We start from the raw sequence: 22,251 nt of genomic DNA, 5'->3' as shown, positions 1-22,251 counted from the left end.
AAAGGCCTGCAAGGTTTCGGGCCGAGGCTAACGGTGCCTTAAGCATGGCGGGCTAAGGCGGGGTCATGGGGGCGATCCAGACAATCTCTGCGGCAGATGCGGCACCTGCCGAGCCGGAACCGGTGAGCGGGTCCGATGCATCGTCGGAGATTGCGCTCGAGAGCGTGGACCGAATCATCGAAAGCGCCGAACCGCTGCGCCGCTGGCCCGATGCGATCCGCAGTCGGTACCAGGAAACCGTCACCAAGCGATTTTACCAGGAACAGCATTTCCTGTTCATGCTGGGCCTGCTGTCGTGCCTTGCCACGATTGCCGTCGATTATCTGATTGCGCCGTCCGTCGCCCGGGACGGGTTCGTCTACCGGGTGCTGGCCGTCTGTCCGATAACTCTGGTCGGGCTGTACGCCGCGTCCCGCAGGTGGACGATCCTGACCAAGATCTGCATGACCGCCGCGCCCAGCGCCTTCATCGCGGTGCTTGTCGTGCTGGCAGTGAACCTGCCCCCGGAGAACACCGCGCAGTATCTGACGGCCACTCCGCTGATTGTGGGCCTTGCCAATATCGTGATGCCCTACACGATGCGGGAGCTGGTGCTGTTCAACGCCGCCCTGATTGTCACTGCGGCTACGGCGCTGGTCCTCGGCTCGCCATTCCCGCTCGTCGCCTATCTCGACTACCTCGTCCTGCTGACGGTTGTCGCGCTTTCGACCTTGCCGATCGCCCTTCGGTTCGAACGATTGCGGCAGCGGAATTTTGTGCTCAATTTGCGGTCGACCATGACCTCGGAAAAGCTGCTCCAGGCAAATGAGCGACTGCGCGCGCTTTCGGAGCGAGACCCGCTGACCGGCCTGCCCAATCGCCGCTGTTTCGAGCGCGTGTTCGAAGAGATGGTCGAACAGCGCCTGTGGGCGAACACCACGGACGGAAAGCCGCAAGGCCGGATCGCGGTGTTGATGATCGATCTCGATCATTTCAAGGCCTTCAACGATACCCACGGTCATCAGGCAGGCGACGGATGCTTACGACTGGTCGGACACGAACTCGGATCGCTGCTCGACAAGGCCGGAGGCGTAGCGGCGCGCTATGGCGGCGAAGAATTTGTCGCGGCTGTGTACGAGGAAGCGCTCGGCGATATCGGCCGCGTTGCCGAAGAAGTGCGACACCGGATTTCGACAATGCTCGTGCCGGTAGGCCCTTCGGGCAAGTCGATCGTCACCACATCCATCGGCATCGCTCTCGCCCCGATGGACGGCGAAGTGAACCGCGAAGACCTGATCGAAACCGCCGACGCCGCGCTATACAACGCCAAGCGCGCTGGCCGAAACCGGGTCAAAGCGATCGAAATCGACTCGCCGGTGGGCGCCTGCGCCTGACGAGGATTTGACCGGCTGTTTGGGCCCGCAAGGCGGCAGTTCGTTGGCTGACTCCAGTTCCATCGAACACCCTGAATAGCTTCAACAAGTTGCAAGAAGCGCAACCTCGAACCGCTCCCCAATTTCGAAAAACCACGGAATTCTGCTAAAAACCGGGCGGGGAGAGACATTATGGGGGCGGTCCGAACGCTTGGACTGGCGGCTGCATTCATCGGCAGCGCGGCCATGACGCAGGATGTTATTGCGGTGCGCGATCTGGGCACGCGGCAGGCGGGTGAGCAGTACGAACTGACGCTGACCGCACAGAACCTAAACTGCGAAAAGCCGCAGGACTTCGAATTCCAGCTCGACAATATGCCATGGCTCAGCGCCGACGGACCGCTGATCGTACGCGGACTTGGCCCTGGACAAAGCAAATCGATCCAGGCGACGCTCGATTTCCAATACACCGAACCGGGTATCCATTACGGCCGTGTCACGTCGCGCTGCATCACCTGCGGTTGGTACGTCTTTGCCGCCTGCAACGAACAGGCACAGGACGTCGTGCTCAAGATCACGGTTGAAGACCCCTCCGCGCCGGGTCCGCAGAGCTTTGCCGACATCAATCCCTATGCCGGTATGGCACCGCGCCAACCCGTAGCGGTTAGGCTCGCGCAGCCTGTTAGCGATGACAATGTCCGCGTTCTGAAAAGCGGCGACAAGAAGGAGCTCGAAAAGGCCCGTGCGGGATTGCGCCAGGCCGAAGCACGAGGGCAGGCGGCGCAAAATGCGCTCGCAAACGCGCAGCGCGCCAAATCCGATTGCGAACGCAAACTGGCGCGATTGAAGGCAGAGGCAGCTGCCGCTCAGAGTGCCGCCGACAGCGCCAAGCAGGAATCGCGCAGCGCAGCAGACGCGGCGAAGGCGGCAGAGAAATCGCTTAAGGACTTCGAGAAAGACAATCGCAAAGCGCTGAAGAGCGTCGATGATACAGCGCGGGCCGTGGTGGTCGCCGTGCGCTATCGCGATGCTGTGGAGAAAGAGGACGGGACCGGGACAGGCCGCTACCAACGCGCGCAGGAACAGGTCGACCGCTTTCAGGAAGAGCACTTCGCGGCGCTGCGCGAGCACACCGCAATCAGCACAAGCCGGGATCAGCGCAAAGCCGCTGCCGACAAAGCCAAGCAAGACGCCGCCGATGCGTAGACAAAGGCAAAGACCACTGCCGATGCCGCCAAGACCGCGCACCAAAAGGTGAAAGACCAAATCAAGATCTGCGGCGGCGCAGCAGATGCCGTTGTGACCGCACAAGGCAATCTCGACGATGCACGCAAATCGGCCGCCGATGCTGTGCGCACCGCCAACAAGGCTGAAACGAAGGCGGCGGGGCAAGCGCTGGACCGGCTCAAGGACCGAATCAAGAAGCAAAAGCAGAAATGCAAGCGAGAAGAGGAATCGGCCAAAGCCGAAATGGCGAAGTGGGAAGAAGCGATCGAGGCCGGACAAAAGCTCAAGATGCTCGAGGATGATGGTGGGCGTGCCGCTTCGCAATTGAAGGCGATCAACGACAGGATCTGGGCTGCGGCTCAGGACCTGGCGCAGGATCACACCATCGCCACGGTCGACAATCAAGGCAATCTTGGTGTCGCCAATGATGAAACAGCCGACCTGCCCAGCGCCGACACCGCCGAAGACATGCTGGACCGCGTGACTACCCTAATGGGGTGGGCGGTTGACGGGATCAGCAGCATGCGAGGCAGCAAAGGCGTGCCTGATTGGGGGCAATCGCAAGTGCTGGGCGGAATGAAAGCGCTCGGAATGAACATGCAAGGCATGGTCCATGCGATCCGCAATCCCAACACGAATCTCGCGCAGCGCAACCGGCTCGGAGCGGCGTTGCAGGGCAAGGAGAACTATCTCGAAGCCGAAATGCGGGAGAAAGGCATCGGCAAGAACGCCAAGGACCGCACGGAAATTCTCAAGAAGATCGACACGCTCTTCAACAATCGCGATTACGAACAAGAGCTGATTGCGCGGTTTGCAATGCATGCCGCACGCTGCGCGGCGGAAACCCGCGCTCTGGAACAACAGCGCGCCGAATTGGAAAAGCAAGTCGCGCGCAAATAGGCTCGATGGGATTCAGTCGCCGCGGCTTTTCTTCGATCCGAAGAATGATCCGCCGCCCAGAACCGTGATGCCCAGGAAGAACCCGAAATCGTACCAGCGGCCTTTGTTCGGTACGGCGTAGACCGCGATATCGGGGTTGAACAGCGAACCGATCCACGACCACGGGAAGATAAATCCGTGCCACAGACCCCAGAGGAATCCCGGCGTGTCTGGTTCCTGGCTCACAGTGGCGTCGATCTGGCTGGCGCAGGCCGACAGCAGCAGCGCGAGCGCGCCAGCGGCTAGGATTCGACCCGTATTACTCATCCCAGCGCCGCAACCAGAATGACGACCCACATCACCGGCAGTGCAATCGATGCCATGCCGATATGCAGAGCCCCGGCATTGGCCGCATGACCCGCCGTGCCGCGTACCAACCGGAGGCCGTTCAATAAGAATGCGAGAAAGATCAACGTCCCGATCGCGCCGATCCATAGTGGTGGTTGCATGACAATATCTCCCGTCCAATGCGCCGAAGCGCGAACGATCCCGGGAACGGTTATGTCACAGAACTTCCTGCGCGCCCAGTTCTGGCATGACGAAGGTCAGAAATACGTAGGCGGCGATGGGCAGCGTAATCGATAACGCTGCGGCGGTGTAGGCTGCTGAAACGGGCATTTTCCCGGAACCGTACCAGCGCAAGAACAGCGGAAGCTCGATCAGCGCAAATCCGATCAGAATGAGGGGGATCAATTGGCCGAGCGTCATGGCCTCAGACTAGACTCGCGGTTGCGGCGTGCCAATGGCTTCAGCAGAAGCGTTGCGGCAGGGCGTCCGGAACGATCTCGAATTCGCCCGGCGTTGCGTCGGCGGACGTGTCGGGCACATGGCTCGCCTTGAATTTCTCAACCTGTTCCGGCGTCAGCGGCGTGGCAAAAGTCACACCGACATTGTCATCATCGATCCAGCGGATCGCGGCCCGGTGTGGACCCGAGCCGGCGACATAGATCTGCAGCGGTGCGCCAACGGTCAGTTTGTGCGAGCCAACGGGAAAGCGGCAGCCGCCTTCCGACAGGTCGCTCAGCGTGACATCGACCGGATCGCCAAGCCCGGTGAAATACCGGCCTGCGACATTGATGGATTTGCGAGGTGTCTTCCGTGTGCGCATAGCGGCAAGGTTAATACGGCAAGGGCCTTAAAGCCGCGTAAAAGCGAGCGGATATGAAAAGCCCCCGCGAAGCTGATGCTTGCGGGGGCTATTCTGATGAAGATCGCGCGGAGCGTTACTGACAGCTCAGGCATTCCTCGTAATCGGTCTGCTGCTCGCCGAGTTCGGCTTTCAGCTCGATTTCGGGCGCTGCTGCCGTGTTGTCGGCTTCGACACCGCCGGCAAAGCCTGCGCGCTGGATCGATTTCGAGCGTAGGTAATACAGCGACTTGATGCCTTTCTCCCATGCCTGGAAGTGCAGCATCATCAGATCCCACTTGTCGACGTCCGCCGGGATGAACAGGTTCAGCGACTGCGCCTGATCGATATAGGGCGAACGGTCGGCAGCGAATTCGAGCAGCCAGCGCTGATCGATTTCAAAGCTGGTCTTGAAGCTCGCCTTTTCCTCTTCGCAAAGGAAATCGAGATGCTGGACCGAGCCGCCATTTTCCAGGATCGAATTCCAGACATTGTTGGAATCCTTCGATTTTTCACGCAGCAGCTTTTCCAGATACGGGTTCTTCACGATGAAGCTGCCCGACAGGGTTTTGTGCGTGTAGATGTTCGCCGGGATCGGTTCGATGCAGGCAGACGTGCCGCCGCAGATGATGCTGATCGACGCGGTTGGCGCGATTGCCATCTTGCAGCTGAACCGCTCCATTGCGCCCATTTCGGCGGCGTCCGGGCATGGCCCGCGTTCTTGCGCAAGCAGCATTGAAGCTTCGGATGCCTTGGCCTGAATATGCTTGAACATTTTCAGGTTCATCGCTTTGGCCATGGCGCTTTCAAAACCCAGTCCCTTTTGCTGAAGGAACGAGTGGAAGCCCATCACGCCCAGACCAACCGAACGCTCTCGCTCGGCGGAATATTTGGCGCGCGCCATCTCGTCGGGTGCGCGGTCGATATAATCCTGCAGGACGTTGTCGAGCATGCGCATCACGTCTTCGATGAACTGCTTGTCGCCGTTCCACTCATCCCACTTTTCAAGGTTGAGCGAAGAGAGGCAGCACACAGCGGTGCGATCGTTGCCGAGGTGGTCGACACCGGTTGGCAGTGTGATTTCGCTGCACAGGTTCGAGGTCGAAACCTTGAGGCCCAGATCGCGGTGATGCTTTGGCATCATGCGGTTCACCGTGTCGTTGAACACGATATAGGGCTCACCGGTCGCGAGGCGGGTCTCGACGAGCTTCTGAAACAGCGAGCGCGCATCGACTTTGCCGCGCACTTCGCCGGTCTTGGGTGATTTCAGCTCGAACTCGTCACCACCCCGAACCGCTTCCATAAAGTCGTCGGTCAGCAGCACGCCGTGGTGGAGGTTCAGCGCCTTGCGGTTGAAGTCGCCCGATGGCTTACGAATTTCGAGGAATTCTTCGATCTCCGGGTGCGAGACATCAAGATAACATGCCGCCGAGCCGCGCCGCAGCGAGCCCTGCGAAATCGCCAGTGTCAGCGAATCCATCACGCGCACGAACGGAATGATACCGCTGGTCTTGCCGTTCAGGCCGACCGGCTCACCGATGCCGCGAACATTGCCCCAATAGGTGCCGATGCCGCCGCCCTTCGAGGCGAGCCAGACATTCTCGTTCCAGGTGCCAACGATGCCGTCGAGGCTGTCGGAAACCGAGTTGAGATAGCAGCTGATCGGCAGGCCCCGTCCCGTACCGCCATTCGACAGCACCGGGGTCGCAGGCATGAACCACAGGTTCGAAATATAGTCGTAAAGGCGCTGAGCATGCTCGGCATCGTCGGCGTAGGCATCGGCGACGCGCGCAAACAGATCCTGATAGCTTTCACCGGGAAGCAAATAGCGGTCGGTCAGCGTTTCCTTGCCGAACTCGGTCAGGTTGGCGTCACGTGCGTCATCGGTCTGAACATCGAACCGGCGCGCATTCACAGTCTTGCTGTCGGGAATGGCTGCAGACTTGGCGGCTTCCGCCACGGCACCGGCCAGCGCTTCGCCTGCTTTCGCGGCGATCAGCTCTTCGCTGCCCTTGTCGCTCTTTTCCATGGATACAGCTTTCTTGTTTTCTTCCGGCTGCCCCAGCACCTCGCCCGAATCGGCGTCGGTTAGCACTTCTGCAGACACATTATCGCTCGCTTTGAATTCCATCTTTGGCCCCGCTTCGAGTTCCCCGAATCGGTCGCCGGCCCCTTCTAGCGAATGAAGGCCTTTGTTCCGATTCTGTTCTATACAGACCTTTCAACACAAAACCCACAGCTTCCGCAGTGGGTTTTCAGCCAATCGGTCCTGTTCGGGGCCACTTTCCACCCTCTCCAGCGACTCCCTCCCCCTCGCAAACCCTCCACGTTGGGATATGGGTATTGCGTGAACGATCACTAGGTCTTGTGGGTGGGCGACCCCGAACAACCACTAGATACTGAATCACCAGCGAGTCGCGCGCAAGAGGGTAAATGTCGAATTAACAAAAGTTGCAGCTTTGTGACGAGGTGTATTACTTTGCTGCAACGCCGCGACGCGGCGGAAATGCTAGGCTTGTGAAGTGCGCAAGTCCTAAAATGAATCTGCGAAAAAATTTAAGCGGGCAAAACCGGTAACCAGAGCCTTTGAATCAATCGAATCGAGCTTTGAAACTTTTGAATCAATCGGCGCGAAGGAGCGAACTCGACGATGAACCGGAAAGCAATGCGGCAATGCGTGGATGGACCAGTGCTGCGCAGATCATTGGCTGTGTCGATTGTGGTCGGCACGGTCTTGGTGGCGATCAATCAGGGCGACGTGATTCTGTCCGGGGCTACGCCGAACATCTGGAAAGTCGTGCTGACCTATATCGTACCATTCTGCGTCGCGACTTATGGCGCCTACAGCGCGTGCGTAGCGCATTCGATGATGGCTGACTGAGCTGCGCCCATGCTCGAACCTGTCCCCGAAGACGTGCTGCAGGATTTGCATCGCCGCCATGCCGAACCGCAGCGGCACTATCATGACTGGTCCCATATCGAGGCGCTGCTGGGTCACTTGGATGGGATCGCCAGCCAGCTGCATGACCCGCAAGCGGTTCAATACGCCATTCTGTTTCATGACGCGGTCTACGATCCGAGAGCGAAGGACAATGAGCGCCGCAGCGCCGAGTTGCTGATCACAGCCGCTCCACCACTGCCGCGGCGAAGCCTCGCCAACGCCTGCCGCATGATCGAGGCGACCGAGGGGCATTTCCTGCCGGACGACCTCGAGGATGAAGCGCGCGACGACTGCGCGCATTTCCTCGATATGGATCTCGGCATTCTCGGCGCGTCACCTCAGCGCTTCGCCATCTACGAAGATCAGATCCGGCGCGAGTATGCGCATGTGCCTGACGATGCCTTTCGCGAAGGCCGGGGGCAGGTGCTGCGCCACTTTGCGGAGCGCGAAACGCTCTATTTCAGCGAATGGGGCAAAGACCGTTTCGAAGAACAGGCGCGAAGCAATCTCGCGCGCTCGCTGGCAGCGCTCGAAGGTTAGGCCGCTTCGGCCTCCCTCGCCGTGGCACCCTTGGCATGGTCGGCGATCTCGCCCGCAAGTCGGTCGATCAGTTCCACTGGCAGATCGTGACCCCAGCCGGGAATAGTCACCAGCTTTGCGCCGGGAATGTGCCGCGCTGTTTCCTTGCCGCCATCCAGCTTCACCAGCGGATCGTCCTCACCATGCAGCACCAGCGTTGGAGCTTTCACGTTCCGCAAACGTGCGCTGCGATCGCCATCATCGATGATCGCGGCCATTTGGCGGGGGAGACCTGGCGGGTAGACGCTGCGCTGGACCATTGCGGTCACTCGCGCTTGGCGCCGCTCGGGATCGGCAGGGAAGCCGGGGCTGCCAATTGTCTGCTGAACATTGATCCCGTGCGCAACGAGGGCCGCTTCGTCCATGGAGACCAGCGGCGCCGTAAGAGCTTTGATCGCGGGCCTGTCCGCCTGCGGAAGTTTGGGATTGCCTGTGGTCGACATGATCGAAGTAAGCGAATGCAGCCGCTCGGGATGGTTCACCGCCATTAGCTGCGCGATCATCCCGCCCATCGAAGCGCCAACGACATGCGCGCGTTCGATCTCCAGCGCTGCAAGCAAGCCCGCGCCATCGGCGGCCATATCGGCCAAAGTGTAAGGGACGCGTGCGGGAAAGCCGATCAGTTTGCGCAGCACCTGCATCTTGAAGCCGGGAGCCCTCGTGCCTTCCATCTTCTGGCTCAGGCCGATGTCGCGATTGTCATATCGGATCACACGGTAGCCGTGGCCAACCAACTGGTCGACAAACTCATCGGGCCACAGCAGCATCTGCGCACCCAGCCCCATTACCAGCAGGATCGGCTCACGGTCTTGATCGCCGTGATCGTCGTAGAACAGTTCGATCCCGGTGTTCGGCGTGGTGATTGTTGGCATGAAAGGCGACTTCCCTGTTTCTGGTCTTTTGCTGCTTGGCCGCAGCGCTTAGAAACAGGCATGCCGCAGACAAACGCACGCCGCAACCCGAGCTCGCCTAATAGGGACTGGTGACGAGAGCGGGGTGCGGCGTGGGCAGCCACCCGAATCGCAATCCGGGTGGCCGCATTACTTGGCGGTTCGTGGTTTCAGGGGCCTCTAGCCTCCAAGTAAGATGTATTCGCTATCGCCGTCTGCAGCCGCCAATTGCGCGCCCAGGGTCTTGTTCAAATCAGCTTTGAGCTGCTTGTGAACCTCCATGCTGCTGGCAAAGAAGATGTTCGCCAGGAACTGCGCGCCGTCCGCATTGTTGACCGGAACCGTATCAAGGTCATTCAACCGCCTGACCGCGTAGGTCGCAGACTTGCGCGCGGCCCAGTTGCCGTTGCCACGCAGCACTTCGATGTCTTCCGCCTTGCCGTCAGCACCAAGCGTGAAGGTGACCTGCACCACTGCATCGTTGGGACGGCTGTTGTTCGGTATCGGTGCATTCTTGAGCGAGCGATTGATCCTGGCCGTGGTGGCGGCCTGCCATTCTTCCATCGCAGCTTGCGAGGTCACGACGATACCGTCGGATTTCTCACCAGCGAGAGCAGGAGCAGCAAATGGAATCGCAAATGCGAGCGCGGCAGCGGGCAGCACCGCAAGGTGCTTTGTCAACGTGTTCATCGATTCATCCTCAATCTCAAATTCATGGATGATCGATCGCAAGGACCGTTATAGCCGAGCACCAGTCCCTCAACTCGCGCAGTGGCTCTATTGGTCGATCAGGCACAGCATTTATGCGGGGGTGTTGTTTATCGCTGTGTCAAAACGGTATGTGCCCCATTTGCACGATTATTTCAATCGCGTATCTTCAATTCGTCGAATGTTTCGCTGAGTGGCGATTTTGCGCAGACAAACTGCATATGAGGACGGACAAACGTAGTCGGGTGGCTCAGGGCCCGTCGTTCGTCGATCCATTGTCACTGACGACGGGCCAGACACTCACAAATGCCGTGATGCCATCGTCGACGTCAGCGGTGCAGTCGACCCGGACAATCTGGAAAACGCGATAGGCGCGCATGGCCGCACTTTCGAGCACATCTCCCGGCTTGCAATCATCCGCTGATGCAAAGCGACCGGCAAAAACTTCGCGCGTGGACATGGTCGACATGCGCCTCCGATCAGCGACGTTTTCAGCCATAAAGGTCGTCATGCGAGCAAACCGCTGCGCGATTGTCGTCTTGTCGATCCCGAAAGTGATGCCGCCGGGATAGCTTAGAGTGTAGCCAGTTTCGGTTTCACCCAGCGTCGGTTCGACCAAAGTCAGCTCGATTGCGCTCCAGACCAATCCGCCGCGTTCGGTCAAGATCGAAATCGGGTTGATCACCGTGGCACCTGCATCGCGTTTCACGACGTGATCGAGTGGGTCGCCGTCTACATCGTATTCGAGCGTCCGCTCAGCGCGGTCGACCAGCCAGAACTCTTCCTCACCCGTCGACAGATCAATCGCGACCAGAAACGTCTCGGTCCGCATGCTATCGTATAAGCCGAGATTGTCGGACGAGCTGCGCAGCACGAACAAATGCGTTTCGCTCAGCCCGAACGGCGTCTCAACAATGTCGATAATGTCTGGAGGGGTTGCGAAGGCAGGGTTTGGTGCGCTCAGAGCAAGAGTGCATCCAGCAAGCCAGGCGAGCGAGAGCTTTGTCATAGGTGCGGTTTAGGCCCGATCGGCTTGGCTGGCTATTGCGGCGGCGTGCGCCATTCCGGCCCGCTGATCAAAAACTCGCGCGCTTCGAGCTGGTCCAGCACGCCGTCCTTCTCGGCCAGCACGCGCAGCGGCACCACCGCCAGGGTCACGCCTTCACTGCCTGCTGCGCCAGCAATCTTGTCGGTCCATTGGTCGCGGATTTCCTCACCTACTTCCGCATCCGCCCACGGCCAACATTGTCCGAGCGCGATCTCAAGCGGGTTGGCCATGACGGCTGGCACATCGAACTTTCGCCAATCGTCGCCGCGCTGCGCGATGATCTCCTGCCCCGCTTCGGTCGCGGTCATCGCCGCCTCGAGACAGGGGATGTGGCTGGCCGGTTCGGCCTCAGCGAGATTGTCGAGCAGGTCTTCGCCGCGAAACCGCTCTGGCCGGTCGATCGGGACATCGACTTTGTCGGCGGCTTTGCGCACCACCTCGGTCGCATCCTTGGTCGTCGAGTCGTCGAAATCGAGCCGCCGCGCGAGCAGATCGAAGCTCGTCATCAGGAACGAGCCTCGATCGTAATCCTGATCGTATTCCGTTTCGAGCGCGGCAAGACGCGCGCGTTGAGCCTCATCAAGATAATCTGCGGCGACGTTCTTCTCGGGCAGCTTGGTAAAGCTCCCCCCGCGAAAGATCAGCCGCAGCACATCACCGGGAGAAAACTTGGGCCGCGCGCGGATGATAACTCGCTGCGCCTCTGCGGTGGCTTCCTTGAGCCGGTCGGGCTGCCACGGTGTCGATTTGGGCACCGCGCGGATTTCACCGACAAGGATGACAGTGCCGGTCGGCGTATCGATAGTCCACATCGGCGCGCCTGAGCGCTGCGCGGTGACGACGATGGAGTTGGGGGCGGGTGGTTCTTGGGCGGATAGTGGAACGGTCAGCCCAGCGAGCACAGCGAACGTAAGAGTCAAGCGAACAACCATGGCGCTACATTCGTAAGGGTGTTCGGATTGCCGTTCGATGTACAGAAATTAGATCAGGCTACCAAGCAGCAAGCCCGTGCAGATAATGTCTCACACGGTGCAGATGATCGCCCCAATGCGACTGATAACCAAAGCGAAACTCCCAGATCGCGTCAGCCTCTGCGCCATTTTTGAACTCCCAGAGCACTTTTGTCAGGTCATTGGCAATTTCAGCCAGTTCGGAAGTTGCGAAAGTGCACACGGGATCTTGATCGTGTCCTCCCTTAGAGTCGACCAACCAGATCACATCGTCTCCTTCAAAAAAGCGCGCGGCGTTGCGACTGAATGCAGCCTCATCAATGCCCGGTGCCTCAGTCGGATTCTCCGACAAGGGTTCAACGTCAGGGGTTTCGAAGTAGACTTGCACCAGACCATCCAATGAGACTGCAACGTCGCGCAAATCGGAGGAGATATTGTCGGGCTGGAAATGCGAAAGATAGCGGTGGATCGCCGACTCAATTCTTGTCCGGTGCTCGTTCAAGGCACCAGCACCGTATCCTGCACCGCCTCCGACGTTTCCGGATAATCCATCGTATAGTGCAGCCCGCGGCTTTCGTGCCTTGCCAGCGCGGATTTCACGATCAGTTCCGCCGCCTGAAGCAGGTTGCGCAGCTCGATCAGGTCGGTGGTGACGACGAAGCTGCCGTAGTAATCCTCCACCTCCTGCTTGAGGAGCGCGATGCGGTTTTGTGCGCGTTCCAGCCGCTTGGTGGTGCGGACAATGCCGACATAGTTCCACATGAAGCGGCGAATTTCGGTCCAGTTCTGCTTGATCACGACCTGCTCGTCCGAATCTGAGACGCGGCTTTCATCCCATGGCTTGATCGCCGGTGGATCACCCAGTTTGTCCCAGTTCGCCAGAATGTCGCTCGCCGCCGCCTCGCCATAGACGAAGCATTCGAGCAGGCTGTTCGAGGCCAAGCGGTTCGCGCCGTGCAGGCCACTTTCGGTGCATTCGCCCGCCGCCCACAGGCCAGGGAGATCAGTCCGCGCATCCAGCCCCACGACCACGCCGCCGCACGTGTAATGCTGCGCAGGGACGACCGGGATCGGCCCAGTGGTCATGTCGATACCAAGGCCGCTGAGCTTCTCGTGGATCGTCGGGAAGTGCTCTTTCACAAATTCGGGCGGCTGGTGACTGATATCGAGATGCACGTAGTCGAGGCCAAAACGCTTGATCTGATCGTCGATCGCGCGGGCGACCACATCGCGCGGGGCCAGCTCCATCCGCTCTGGATCGTAATCCGCCATGAAGCGGTGGCCGGTCTCGGGATGGAACAGCCGCCCGCCCTCGCCCCGCACCGCTTCGGTGATCAGGAAGTTCTTGACCTCGAGATTGTAGAGGCAGGTCGGGTGGAACTGCATCATCTCCATGTTGGAGACCCGCGCACCCGCTCGCCAGGCCATCGCGATTCCATCGCCGGTTGCCCCGCGCGGCGCGGTTGAGAATTGGTAGACGCGCCCTGCGCCGCCCGCTGCAAGCACAGTGGCGCGCGCCACATGCCGCTCGACCCGGCCGGTCTCCTCATTGAGCGCATAAACGCCCCAAACCCGGCCCGCAGCGGAGAACTTCTCGCGGTGGCGGTCGGTGATGAAGTCGATGCAGGTGCGGCCCGGCAAAGTGGTGATGTTGGGGTTGGCGTCGGCAGCTTTCAGCAGCGCCTCCTGCACCGCCCAGCCGGTCGCGTCGTCGACATGCACGATCCGGCGGTGCGAGTGCCCGCCTTCGCGGGTGAGGTGCAAATCGCCCGAATCTTGATTGAACGGCACGCCCAGCTCGACCAGCCGATCAATGCTCGCCGGAGCCTGTTCGATCACGAACTCGACCGTCTCAAGGTCGTTCAAGCCTGCGCCTGCAACCATCGTGTCGCGCACGTGGTTTTCGAATGTGTCGCCCGCATCCAGCACGGCGGCGATCCCGCCTTGCGCCCAGGCGGTCGATCCGCCCGTCAACGATCCCTTGGCGAGTACCAGGACACGCTTGGTCTCGGCCAGCGCCAGCGCAGCGGTCAGCCCGGCAGCGCCGGAGCCGATAATAATGACGTCGTATTCGTTGTTCATCGCCAAAGCCTTGCCGCGCAATGCGGGCCCGGGCAAGGCTCACGAGTACCAGACAGCAGGCGAATCCTAGTGGCTGGGCACTTTGCGATAGGGGTCCGCCGCAAAACCGGCATGGCTTGCCGCAGTTCAGGTTCAGCAGTGGAGCCAATGCGCCCGCAATGAGGTAATTACCGTACGAGCGCGCGCCGCGAGTCGCATAAAAACAGGGGTTCACGGCCGTTCGGGCCGATCGAAAAGGACACCCTCTTCATGTCCGCTCTCACCAAAGCGATGTGTCTGGCTGGCAGACACAGACCAAATTCGAACAAAATCAGGTGGTTCGGCGGCCGCTATATCGGCAAATGCCAAGGCTGTGGCAAATCGCTCCACCGGATATCGCATGGTCGCTGGCGGCCCGAGGAAACCAAGCCGCACATCATCCATGTGCTTCGATCACGTCATAAGGCGTAGCAATCGAGATCCATCGCTACACTGACTTCGCCCGGGTAGCTCTGAGCTATGGCTGAAAGACTGGCGTCGATCGGCATGAGCGAGCGATCCATATTGTGGGTCAGCACCAGCCGCCCTGGTTCCAGCGCACCGGCCAAGTCGCCGATCTGCGCAGGCGTCCGGTGCAGCCCGCGCGGCTGGCCGTCCTCGCCATTGATCACGTGATGCGCGAACAGGATCGTGGGCTTGCTGCCGGTCAGGTCGGCAAGGAACCGCTCGCTCAGCGCGCTTTGATCGCCGGTGATAACAAAGCTCTTGTCTCCGATCTCAATGGCGTAACCGAGCGCGGGGACTGGACCGTGATGCACCGGATGCGCCATCACGGAATAATCGTTGGAAACGTCCAGGCCGATGGGATCAGCTGACCCTTCAGCAGTGGTGATCTCGCGCACCGACAATTCCGGCTTGTTTTCGGTGCCGTCTCCATAGCCGCCATTATAGGCGAACGCACCGCCCTCTTTGCCAAGCAAGCGCTGCGTGAAGGCGGACATACCAGGGAAACGCGGCGCGGCATCGGGGCCGACTAAGACGAGCGGCTCACTGCGCCCTTCGAACCCGCCCGAATTGAGCACATCGATCAGATCGCCCGCATGATCTGCGTGGAGATGCGTCACCAGAATTGCGTCCAGCGTTTCGAGCTTACCGCCAGCCTCGGCATAGCGCAGGAAGCTGCCCGAGCCTGCATCGATGAGGAGGCGCGGCTCGCCGTCGATCCACAACAGATAGGAAGTACCAGCGCGCGCCGCTTCGGCAATCGGGCCGCCGCTGCCTAGCACTTGCAGGGCCGCGCCTTCGGTGGCGCAGGCGGCTGGTTGTTCGGCGCGTGGAATGCCGCTTGCAATGTCAGCAGGCGAGCTTTCGGGTGAGGTGCTCTTGTCGTCGAAAGCGAGAAATCCGCAGCCAGAAAGGCTGAGGGCCGCGCATGCTGCAAGTGTCGTACGCATTTCGCTAACTCCCAATTCTAAGCACCCGTTCCCGTCAGCTGCACAAACACGTCCTCAAGGTCAGCCTCTCGCGTTGTCACATCCTCGACCGTGAGACCCTGCTCCTGCAGGATCGCGAGCACCTGTCCGGCGTTCAACTTGTCCTTGTCATAGGTAACCTCGACGCCGCGCTCTCCCGCCAGTTCGACCTTCGAAAACGCTTCGTGCGATGGTGCCTGAGCCAAGTCATTCGCCACAGTGACAGCGACGATCTTTTCACGCGCCATCTCGACCAGCTCACGGGTTGGCTTATGCGCGATCAGTTCGCCGTGATTGATGATGGCAATCTCGTCGCACAACTCTTCTGCTTCTTCGAGATAGTGTGTGGTCAGGACCACGGTCACGCCTTCACGGTTCATCTCGGTTACGAGTTCCCACAGCTGGCGGCGCAGTTCGACGTCGACGCCTGCGGTCGGTTCGTCGAGGACAAGGATCGGCGGCGAATGGACCATCGCTTTGGCCACCAGCAGGCGGCGCTTCATTCCGCCCGAGAGCGTGCGGGCATAGGCGTTGCGTTTGTCGGCAAGGCGTACGGCGGCGAGCAATTCCTCGCTGCGGCGGTCCTTTGCCGGGATGCCATAAAAGCCACCCTGATTTTCGAGCACTTCATAGGGCGTAAAGAAGGGATCGAAGACGATTTCCTGCGGCACGATCCCGATCGCGCGGCTCGCATTGCGGCGCTGCTGATCGATGTCGAAACCCCAGATCTCGGCCGATCCGCCGGTCTTGTTGACCAGCCCGGCGAGGATGTTGATCAGAGTCGATTTGCCAGCGCCATTGGGTCCGAGCAGACCGAAGATCGAACCTTCGGGCACGTCGAAACTCACACCCCCCAGCGCGAGCTTTCCTTCCGCCTCTTCGCCCTTCGCACCCTTTGGCGCGGCATAGCGTTTGACGAGATTGTCGATCCGAATTGCAGGAGCATCAGCCATCGCCGCAGCCATAGAGATGCACCCGGCGCACGCAAGAGCCCTAGTCAGGCAGCGGGGTGAACGCGGCCGCTTTTGCTACCTCGATATTAACCAAGTTTGGTCGCCATGCCGACATACCTAGACCGCTATTGGAGCGCAGTGATGAGAAGCCTTTCTTCGATCCTGCGCGCCTGCGCCAAGGGACGGTTCGCTGTTTGCGGCTCGTTTGCGGCTGCCCTTGCTCTCACCCCCACGGGTGCGGCTGCGCAATCGGAATCGGCGTCATTTGACGCGCGGGCTGCACTGATCGAGCCGCTCACCATCACCAAGCTCGCCGATCTCGATTTTGGCGACATTATCGGCAGCAGCGGGGGCACGATCGTGCTGACCCCGGATGCGTTGGCGACCTGCACCGCCAGTGCAGGATTGGTGCAGACCAATCAATGTCAGCCAGCCGTTTTCGGCGGGTCAGCGAGTTTCAACCAGCGCGTGCGTATTCGCCGCCCGGTCGGCAACACGATTACGCTCACTGGCCCCGGCGACGACATGACCGTCACCGACATCACGATCAACGGCTCACCAAGCCTCCGGCGCGTCCGGTCGAACCCGAACTGGGAACGGTTCCGTATCGATACATTGGACGGAACATTCATTTTTAGGGTCGGCGGCACGCTCAATGTGAACCCCAATCAGGGACCTGGGTTGTACACGGGTACGTTCGAAATCCGCATCGACTATCAGTGATTGAAAAGTGCGCGGTGCGCGATTATTCGCTCACGCCATGAACACACCGCCACCTGAAGTCATCCTGGTCGATACCAAACGCGTCAGCTGCGACGGCTCCAGCGGCATTCGCGGCGGAGATAATTATCGCCCCGCAGCGCTCGGCCACCCGCGCATCTATCTTGAGATCGACGAGCATGGATATGTCGATTGCGGCTATTGTGATCGGCGCTTCGTGCTCAAAGGCGGCCCGGCGGAAGGTGCCGACCATGCCAGCCTGCCTGACATTTCCGAAGGTTCCGACCCCGGTCACCGGTGAAATTTTCGATCATCAGTAATCCGCCAAAGTAATGCGGAATTAACGACGGTCTCAAAGCAATATTAACGGTCCCACCCTAATAGCCTTGTTCAAAGGACTAACAGGGCCGCACAATGCATCGAATAGTTTCCAGGGTTTTGCTTTTATGGGCTGCACTGCTTGCAAGCGCAGTGCCTGCATATGCGCAAGACGCCGATAGTGCGGACGCGCAGGCGTTTCTCGTTACGCCGCTCAGTTTCGTCAAACAGACTGATCTCGATTTCGGGCTGATTATCCCAACCAACACCGCTGGCACTGTGGTGATGGATTCCACCGGTGCCGTGTCCACCACTGGCGGTGTTACTCAGGTGGATGGATCACAGATTCCGGCACGGTTCTGGGGCTTTGGCCAGTTCAATCAGCGCGTGCTGATCAATATCGATGCCAACACCTATCTGCTGACCCGCGATGGCGGGACCGAGACCATGCTGCTGGACCGCGTGACGATTGGCAGTCGCCCGCCAATCCTGATCACCACCAACCCGCGCCGCTTCCGCATCGCCAATCCTGATGGCTTTTTCAGCTTCACGATTGCCGGACGTTTGCAGGTCGGCGCGAACCAGGAACCTGGCGTCTACAACGGCGAGTTCACTGTCACACTCGAATACGAATGATCTGATTCCGGCGAAAACCGGTAAGAATTCGAAACATTGGTGCTCATTGCACGTTCAGGCAAGAGACGTAGTCTCATATTGCTGAACCTGAGGAGATGTTCGATGCTTCGCCTGACCCGCTCAACCCGCGTTCCCGCTCTTGCCATTGGAGCCGCCGCTGCTGGCCTCGCGCTGACCGCCGCGCCGCCCGCGCTTGCCGAGGAAGAAAAGCCCGAATCCACCGAGATGACCAAGGGCGAAAAGAAACTGGCCAAAATGCTGGAGGGCCGCGTTGCCGGGGAACCGCAACGCTGCATCCGTACCCGCCTCAATGACCGTCTTCGCGTGATCGACAAAACTGCCTACGTCTATGGCAGCGGCCGGACGATCTATGTCCAGCGCACGCGCAATCCAAACGATATCGACCGCGACGACATTGTGGTTTCGCGCCGGTTCAATTCCAGTCAGCTGTGCCGCCTCGACGTGGTGACCACTGCCGATCGTTTGGCGGGCTTTTTCACAGGAGCGGTCTTCTTCGAAGACTTCGTGCCTTACACACGCGCAGAACAAGCCGAAAGCTGATCATTGAAGGCGTAGTCCAACCCCGGATTGCGCTTTGGAATTAGATGAAGAGCTCCTCGTTCTTTTGATCGAGGTCCATCGGTGCCGCACCCGCAAACCGCGGGAGCACGTCGATGGAGTCTTCGTCAGCCCGCCTAAGGGGCGATGCGCAATCATTCTCCAGCCTCGCATTGCAGCGCGCCAATTCGTTGATCGAACCGACATAGTGCTGAAGCACGCGCGCCGAGATTGGGTCGGTCTCGCGCAAGCTACCCTTCAGGTCAGGATCGTCCCAAACGGCATCGCTTTCGCGAATTCGCTGCGCCTGGGCGTGCAGTTCAGCAACAGACGGCATTCCATCGAACGCTTCGCGGCGGCGGCGTGATTGGATTGGATCTGCACTGCGCTGCATCGATTTGGTTGCGACGTGCTCCTTTGCCCGAGGATTGCACCCACCGGGTTCAGGAATTCCAGCGCTTCGATCAGCATAGTGCTCAGTATCGTAGGGCGCACCGGGTGCAGGGACCATGACATCCCTCGGCCCGAAGATCAGCGTCCGCTCAGCCTGGCAATCCGCGCTTGCAGGCGCCGCGACAGTGGCCAAATGGTCATCATCAGGACCGGAGCCCTCCATCAGTTTGCGGACCCGCGCCGCGCCATACATCTCGCCCAAAAACCAGCTAATGATGCACGGTGCCGCCACCATGATGGCCCAGATTTCGAGCGATATAAAATGCTCCACACGCAGCTCCCTTCGCCGCCAGAATCGCGGCCAAGAGCGCGTTCGACGGATGTCCAAGTTCAGACCCCCGTCCTGAAGAGTCGATTTTCTGCCGCTTTGTCGAAGTGCCTCCCACAGCGCTTCGGCAGCAGAACCGAAAAATCCAAGACGCAGAAACACTACCGCACCTCAGGGGTTTCCGGTATTCGCAGGACTACGTAGTCGTCCGTTAACTCGCTGAAATCACTTGGCTCTGCAAAATCTGAGCATAGGGCAAATTACGCAGTGACGCTTTCGCGCGCCATACCGTTCATCCGCGCCAGGATCGCATCCGCCTCGCTCATGATCCCGTCTATCAGCTCCTGGCAGGTCGGAATGTCGTTGATGAGACCGGCGACCATGCCGCAGCTCCACGCACCTTTGTCCATCTCGCCTTCCATCATGATCGACGGATAGACCCCGGCGACCTCTGGCAGGATGTCCTGGATCGTGATCGCGTCGCCCAGCTCCTTCTCTTTCTCGAGCAGGCGTTCCACCGCATCGTTGGCCAGCACGCGCTCGGTGTTGCGCAGCGGGCGCATAACAAGGCGGGTGTCGAGTTCGGAGGCTTCGACAATCGCCTTCTTCACATTCTCGTGCACCGGTGCTTCCTTCGTGGCGATGAAGCGCGTGCCCATGTTCATGCCCTGCGCCCCCATGGCGAGACTGGCGACGAGCGAGCGGCCATCGGCCATGCCGCCCGAGGATACGAACGGAATCTCCAGCTCATCGGCAGCGCGGGGCAGCAGGATGAAGTTGGGAATATCGTCTTCGCCCGGGTGACCGCCGCACTCGAAACCATCGACGCTTACTGCGTCGCAGCCAATATCCTGCGCCTTGAGCGAGTGCCGCACGCTGGTGCATTTGTGGATCACCTTGATCCCGGCATCCTTCAGCGGGCCGAGCAGCTCCACCGGGTTGCGTCCGGCGGTCTCCACCACCTTCACGCCGCCATCGATCACAGCCTTGAGCAGCCCCGGATAATCAGGCGGGGTCAGTGTTGGCAGGATCGTAAGGTTCACGCCGAACGGCTTGTCGGTCATGTCGTGGCAGCGGGCAATCTCATTAGCGAGTTTCTCGGGAGTACCCTGGGTCAGACCGGTGATGATTCCGAGGCCCCCAGCATTGGAAACCGCCGCTGCCATCTCGGCAAAGCCGACATAGTGCATGCCGCCCTGGATAATCGGGTGCTGGATGCCGAACATTTCGGTGATGGCGGTTTTCATTGTGTTGTCCTCCCGGAGTCGTTTTCGAGCGGGAAACAAGCCGAGAAATGTGGGCCTTGCAAGCGCGCTTTTGGTAAGGCCCCAAGCCGTAGCGTCAGCAGCGCTTCATCTGAGCCCGCCCATTGACTAAGCTCGCTCGACCACGACACCGAGGCTGGACATGGCAACAGAAGAAGACACGAACATTCCCGGCATCCCGGACCTGTTTATGGCCAGCATCATTGCGTCGGGTATCGTGTTTCTGACGGTCTTGGTTCTGTTCATGGTGCTCGCGCTGTTCGGCAGCGCCCCCGGTTCCGCCTTCGCGATCTTCATCTATGGCGGCTTCTATGGTTTCATCATCACTGCGATATTGACCTTCGTCCTTATCGCCCCCTTGGGAACCGCATTTGGTCTGGCCCTGCGACAGTTCGCGCCGCCCGGCCACTGGCACGGCGCGGCAATCGGCGCGCTGGTTGCAACAATTCTATGCGGGCTCTTGCTTTCCCAAGGTCCCTCGACCTTCCTTCAGGATGGCGGCAATCTGATCATGGTCGGGATCTTCGTGGCCATTTCCGCAGCCGCTGGTTGGGTGGCTCAGCGCACAGTCCTGCATTGGCCGGAGCCCCGCTAACTCCACCTTATGGGGACGATCAATCCTGCGACGTGGCCAGTATCTGGCGCGTGCTGATGGCTGTCACACCGTCATGCCGCGCCAACTGATCACGCAGGTCGGACAGCTCGGACACGGTCTCGGCTTCGCAATAGACAAGCGCGTCGATGTCGCCTGAGAGGCAATAAACTGCTTCAACGTTTGGCAGCTCTTTGATGACGAGCACTTGCTCCGATTGGGCGGCGCTTGTTTCAAACTGTAGCGTAAAAAAGGCACGAACCTCGGGCAGGGCTTCACGGTGGAGCCTGACCGTATAGCCCTTGATAGCGCCGATCTCTTCAAGCTTGGCAATGCGATCATGCGTGGCGCTGCGCGACAGGTCGATATCCCGGGCGAGCGAGACGAGGCTCGCACGCGAATTTGCCTTTAGCGCTTTCAGCAGAGCGCGGTCTTTGTGGTCCAGATCGAAGATGTATCTCTCCCGGTTCGACAGTTGCGTTGGCCGGACAAAATCCTGTTTCACCGGCATCATGCTGGTAGTCCCAGCCCGATTGCCCAGCATATCTACGTCTCCCCGCCAAAGGAGGCCAGTATGGAACTCACCACATTCACGATATTCGCGATCACAACTCTGGTCGTGGTCTTCACACCCGGCCCGGCAGCGATCACCGTTACCGCGCAAGGGTCGGACAATGGGTTCGCCCGCGCTCAATTCGGAATCATGGGCATTGCCAGCGCGAATGTGATCTACTTTGCCCTGTCGGCGACCGGGATCGCAGCGCTTATCATCGCTTCCAACTGGCTGTTTACGATCATCAAATGGGCCGGTGTCGGCTATCTTGCCTATCTCGGTGTGTCGGCTTTGCTGAGCAAAGCGGGCGTGCTGCGGGTCGAGAGGGGTGAGCCGGAGAAACGCACAACGATGTTTGCGAAAGGCTTCGTCGTCGAGTTCGCCAACCCCAAGGCGCTCCTCTATTTCGCTGCGATCCTGCCGCAGTTCCTCGACGCAACCGCACCCATCGCGCCGCAGATCCTGATCATGGGGCTGACGACGCTGGTGCTCGATATCGTGGTCTATTCGGTTTACGCAGCATTGGGCCAGACGATTGCCCGCAGCGGCGTGAAACCGTGGGTACTCAAGTCGCTAAATCGGGTAGCGGGCGTAGCGCTGCTGGTCGCGGCCTTCCGGATCGCGCGGGTGAGCAATTGATCG

General features: G+C 59.9%; 27 protein-coding genes. 11 read left to right on the top strand and 16 right to left on the bottom strand.

The annotated features are described in order from the left end of the window. Positions 1-65: 65 nt before the first annotated feature. The 3 genes from Q0837_RS16555 (at position 66) to Q0837_RS16545 (ending at position 3,479) form a co-directional block, all read left to right on the top strand. The gene (locus Q0837_RS16555) at positions 66-1,373 is read left to right on the top strand and encodes a GGDEF domain-containing protein (protein WP_298471259.1); all 1,308 of its coding nucleotides are present in this window, start codon (positions 66-68) and stop codon (positions 1,371-1,373) included. 171 nt (positions 1,374-1,544) lie between these two features. Then, positions 1,545-2,558, top strand: coding sequence for a hypothetical protein (locus Q0837_RS16550; protein WP_298471257.1), 1,014 nt, complete (start codon positions 1,545-1,547; stop codon positions 2,556-2,558). 48 nt (positions 2,559-2,606) lie between these two features. Then, positions 2,607-3,479, top strand: a complete 873-nt coding sequence (locus tag Q0837_RS16545; RefSeq protein WP_298471255.1) for a hypothetical protein — start codon at positions 2,607-2,609, stop codon at positions 3,477-3,479. Between the two features lie 12 nt (positions 3,480-3,491). Here the strand turns inward: Q0837_RS16545 and Q0837_RS16540 are convergent, their stop codons facing one another. From Q0837_RS16540 to Q0837_RS16520, 5 genes are all read right to left on the bottom strand, one after another. Next, positions 3,492-3,785, bottom strand: a complete 294-nt coding sequence (locus tag Q0837_RS16540; RefSeq protein ID WP_298471254.1) for a hypothetical protein — start codon at positions 3,783-3,785, stop codon at positions 3,492-3,494. Further along, on the bottom strand, positions 3,782-3,967 hold the full coding sequence (locus Q0837_RS16535) for a hypothetical protein (protein WP_298471252.1): 186 nt from the start codon (positions 3,965-3,967) through the stop codon (positions 3,782-3,784). The genes Q0837_RS16540 and Q0837_RS16535 overlap by 4 nt, the downstream gene beginning before the upstream one ends. Before the next feature lie 55 nt (positions 3,968-4,022). Next, positions 4,023-4,226, bottom strand: coding sequence for a hypothetical protein (locus Q0837_RS16530; protein WP_298471249.1), 204 nt, complete (start codon positions 4,224-4,226; stop codon positions 4,023-4,025). A gap of 40 nt (positions 4,227-4,266) precedes the next feature. Beyond that, a complete protein-coding gene (locus Q0837_RS16525; RefSeq protein ID WP_298471247.1) occupies positions 4,267-4,626 on the bottom strand; it encodes a PilZ domain-containing protein in 360 nt (119 codons plus the stop codon). Positions 4,627-4,741: 115 nt separating this feature from the next. Next, positions 4,742-6,775, bottom strand: coding sequence for a ribonucleoside-diphosphate reductase subunit alpha (locus Q0837_RS16520; protein ID WP_298471244.1), 2,034 nt, complete (start codon positions 6,773-6,775; stop codon positions 4,742-4,744). A gap of 519 nt (positions 6,776-7,294) precedes the next feature. On the opposite strand from Q0837_RS16520, the gene nrtS reads away from it, so the two are divergent. Then, entirely contained in the window at positions 7,295-7,525 is a 231-nt protein-coding gene (gene nrtS / locus Q0837_RS16515) for a nitrate/nitrite transporter NrtS (RefSeq protein WP_298471241.1), read from the top strand. A gap of 9 nt (positions 7,526-7,534) precedes the next feature. Beyond that, on the top strand, positions 7,535-8,125 hold the full coding sequence (locus Q0837_RS16510) for a hypothetical protein (protein ID WP_298471238.1): 591 nt from the start codon (positions 7,535-7,537) through the stop codon (positions 8,123-8,125). Here the strand turns inward: Q0837_RS16510 and Q0837_RS16505 are convergent. The 8 genes from Q0837_RS16505 to Q0837_RS16470 all read right to left on the bottom strand — a co-directional run bounded on the left by Q0837_RS16505 (position 8,122) and on the right by Q0837_RS16470 (position 16,246). Further along, positions 8,122-9,036: an alpha/beta fold hydrolase gene (locus tag Q0837_RS16505; RefSeq protein WP_298471236.1), complete on the bottom strand. Its 915-nt coding sequence runs from the start codon at positions 9,034-9,036 to the stop codon at positions 8,122-8,124. The genes Q0837_RS16510 and Q0837_RS16505 overlap by 4 nt on opposite strands. Positions 9,037-9,234: 198 nt before the next feature. Beyond that, a complete protein-coding gene (locus tag Q0837_RS16500) occupies positions 9,235-9,744 on the bottom strand; it encodes a hypothetical protein (RefSeq protein ID WP_298471234.1) in 510 nt (169 codons plus the stop codon). A 268-nt stretch (positions 9,745-10,012) separates the two neighbouring features. Further along, positions 10,013-10,771: a hypothetical protein gene (locus tag Q0837_RS16495; RefSeq protein WP_298471232.1), complete on the bottom strand. Its 759-nt coding sequence runs from the start codon at positions 10,769-10,771 to the stop codon at positions 10,013-10,015. Positions 10,772-10,803: 32 nt separating this feature from the next. After that, positions 10,804-11,742: a TraB/GumN family protein gene (locus Q0837_RS16490; RefSeq protein ID WP_298471230.1), complete on the bottom strand. Its 939-nt coding sequence runs from the start codon at positions 11,740-11,742 to the stop codon at positions 10,804-10,806. Positions 11,743-11,800: 58 nt separating this feature from the next. Further along, complete coding sequence (locus tag Q0837_RS16485; protein ID WP_298471229.1) at positions 11,801-12,262, bottom strand: DUF5063 domain-containing protein; 462 nt, start codon at positions 12,260-12,262, stop codon at positions 11,801-11,803. Further along, the gene (gene nadB / locus Q0837_RS16480; protein ID WP_298471227.1) at positions 12,259-13,842 is read right to left on the bottom strand and encodes an L-aspartate oxidase; all 1,584 of its coding nucleotides are present in this window, start codon (positions 13,840-13,842) and stop codon (positions 12,259-12,261) included. Before nadB ends, Q0837_RS16485 begins: the two co-directional genes overlap by 4 nt. A gap of 437 nt (positions 13,843-14,279) precedes the next feature. After that, complete coding sequence (locus Q0837_RS16475; RefSeq protein ID WP_298471226.1) at positions 14,280-15,275, bottom strand: MBL fold metallo-hydrolase; 996 nt, start codon at positions 15,273-15,275, stop codon at positions 14,280-14,282. A gap of 17 nt (positions 15,276-15,292) precedes the next feature. Next, positions 15,293-16,246 carry an ABC transporter ATP-binding protein gene (locus Q0837_RS16470; protein WP_298471224.1) on the bottom strand — a complete coding sequence of 318 codons (954 nt, stop codon included), beginning with the start codon at positions 16,244-16,246 and terminating at the stop codon, positions 15,293-15,295. Between the two features lie 141 nt (positions 16,247-16,387). Between Q0837_RS16470 and Q0837_RS16465 the strand changes: the two genes are divergently transcribed. The 4 genes from Q0837_RS16465 (at position 16,388) to Q0837_RS16450 (ending at position 18,481) form a co-directional block, all read left to right on the top strand. Further along, on the top strand, positions 16,388-16,969 hold the full coding sequence (locus tag Q0837_RS16465; RefSeq protein ID WP_298471222.1) for a DUF4402 domain-containing protein: 582 nt from the start codon (positions 16,388-16,390) through the stop codon (positions 16,967-16,969). Between the two features lie 37 nt (positions 16,970-17,006). Continuing rightward, entirely contained in the window at positions 17,007-17,267 is a 261-nt protein-coding gene (locus tag Q0837_RS16460; RefSeq protein WP_298471219.1) for a zinc-finger domain-containing protein, read from the top strand. Positions 17,268-17,437: 170 nt separating this feature from the next. Then, a complete protein-coding gene (locus Q0837_RS16455; RefSeq protein ID WP_298471217.1) occupies positions 17,438-17,920 on the top strand; it encodes a DUF4402 domain-containing protein in 483 nt (160 codons plus the stop codon). 102 nt (positions 17,921-18,022) lie between these two features. Then, on the top strand, positions 18,023-18,481 hold the full coding sequence (locus Q0837_RS16450; protein ID WP_298471215.1) for a hypothetical protein: 459 nt from the start codon (positions 18,023-18,025) through the stop codon (positions 18,479-18,481). Between the two features lie 40 nt (positions 18,482-18,521). On the opposite strand, the gene Q0837_RS16445 is transcribed toward Q0837_RS16450, so the two are convergent. Together Q0837_RS16445 and Q0837_RS16440 are read right to left on the bottom strand one after the other, a co-directional pair. Beyond that, positions 18,522-19,202 (bottom strand): hypothetical protein, encoded by a 681-nt coding sequence (locus tag Q0837_RS16445; protein WP_298471214.1) that lies wholly within the window; start codon positions 19,200-19,202, stop codon positions 18,522-18,524. A 257-nt stretch (positions 19,203-19,459) separates the two neighbouring features. Continuing rightward, entirely contained in the window at positions 19,460-20,446 is a 987-nt protein-coding gene (locus Q0837_RS16440) for a nitronate monooxygenase family protein (RefSeq protein ID WP_298471212.1), read from the bottom strand. A 160-nt stretch (positions 20,447-20,606) separates the two neighbouring features. Here Q0837_RS16440 and Q0837_RS16435 point away from each other — a divergent pair, with 160 nt between their 5' ends. Then, complete coding sequence (locus Q0837_RS16435; RefSeq protein ID WP_298471210.1) at positions 20,607-21,059, top strand: hypothetical protein; 453 nt, start codon at positions 20,607-20,609, stop codon at positions 21,057-21,059. Positions 21,060-21,078: 19 nt separating this feature from the next. Here Q0837_RS16435 and Q0837_RS16430 read toward each other — a convergent pair whose 3' ends face one another. Continuing rightward, positions 21,079-21,600: an Lrp/AsnC family transcriptional regulator gene (locus Q0837_RS16430; RefSeq protein WP_298471208.1), complete on the bottom strand. Its 522-nt coding sequence runs from the start codon at positions 21,598-21,600 to the stop codon at positions 21,079-21,081. A gap of 30 nt (positions 21,601-21,630) precedes the next feature. Here Q0837_RS16430 and Q0837_RS16425 point away from each other — a divergent pair, with 30 nt between their 5' ends. Beyond that, positions 21,631-22,248, top strand: a complete 618-nt coding sequence (locus tag Q0837_RS16425) for a LysE family translocator (RefSeq protein ID WP_298471206.1) — start codon at positions 21,631-21,633, stop codon at positions 22,246-22,248. The last annotated feature ends 3 nt before the right edge of the window (positions 22,249-22,251 follow it).

Source organism: uncultured Erythrobacter sp. (assembly GCF_947499705.1).
Taxonomy (GTDB): domain Bacteria; phylum Pseudomonadota; class Alphaproteobacteria; order Sphingomonadales; family Sphingomonadaceae; genus Erythrobacter.
The sequence above is the reverse complement of the archived record's forward strand: the minus strand, read 5'-3'. Positions and strand labels throughout refer to the sequence as shown.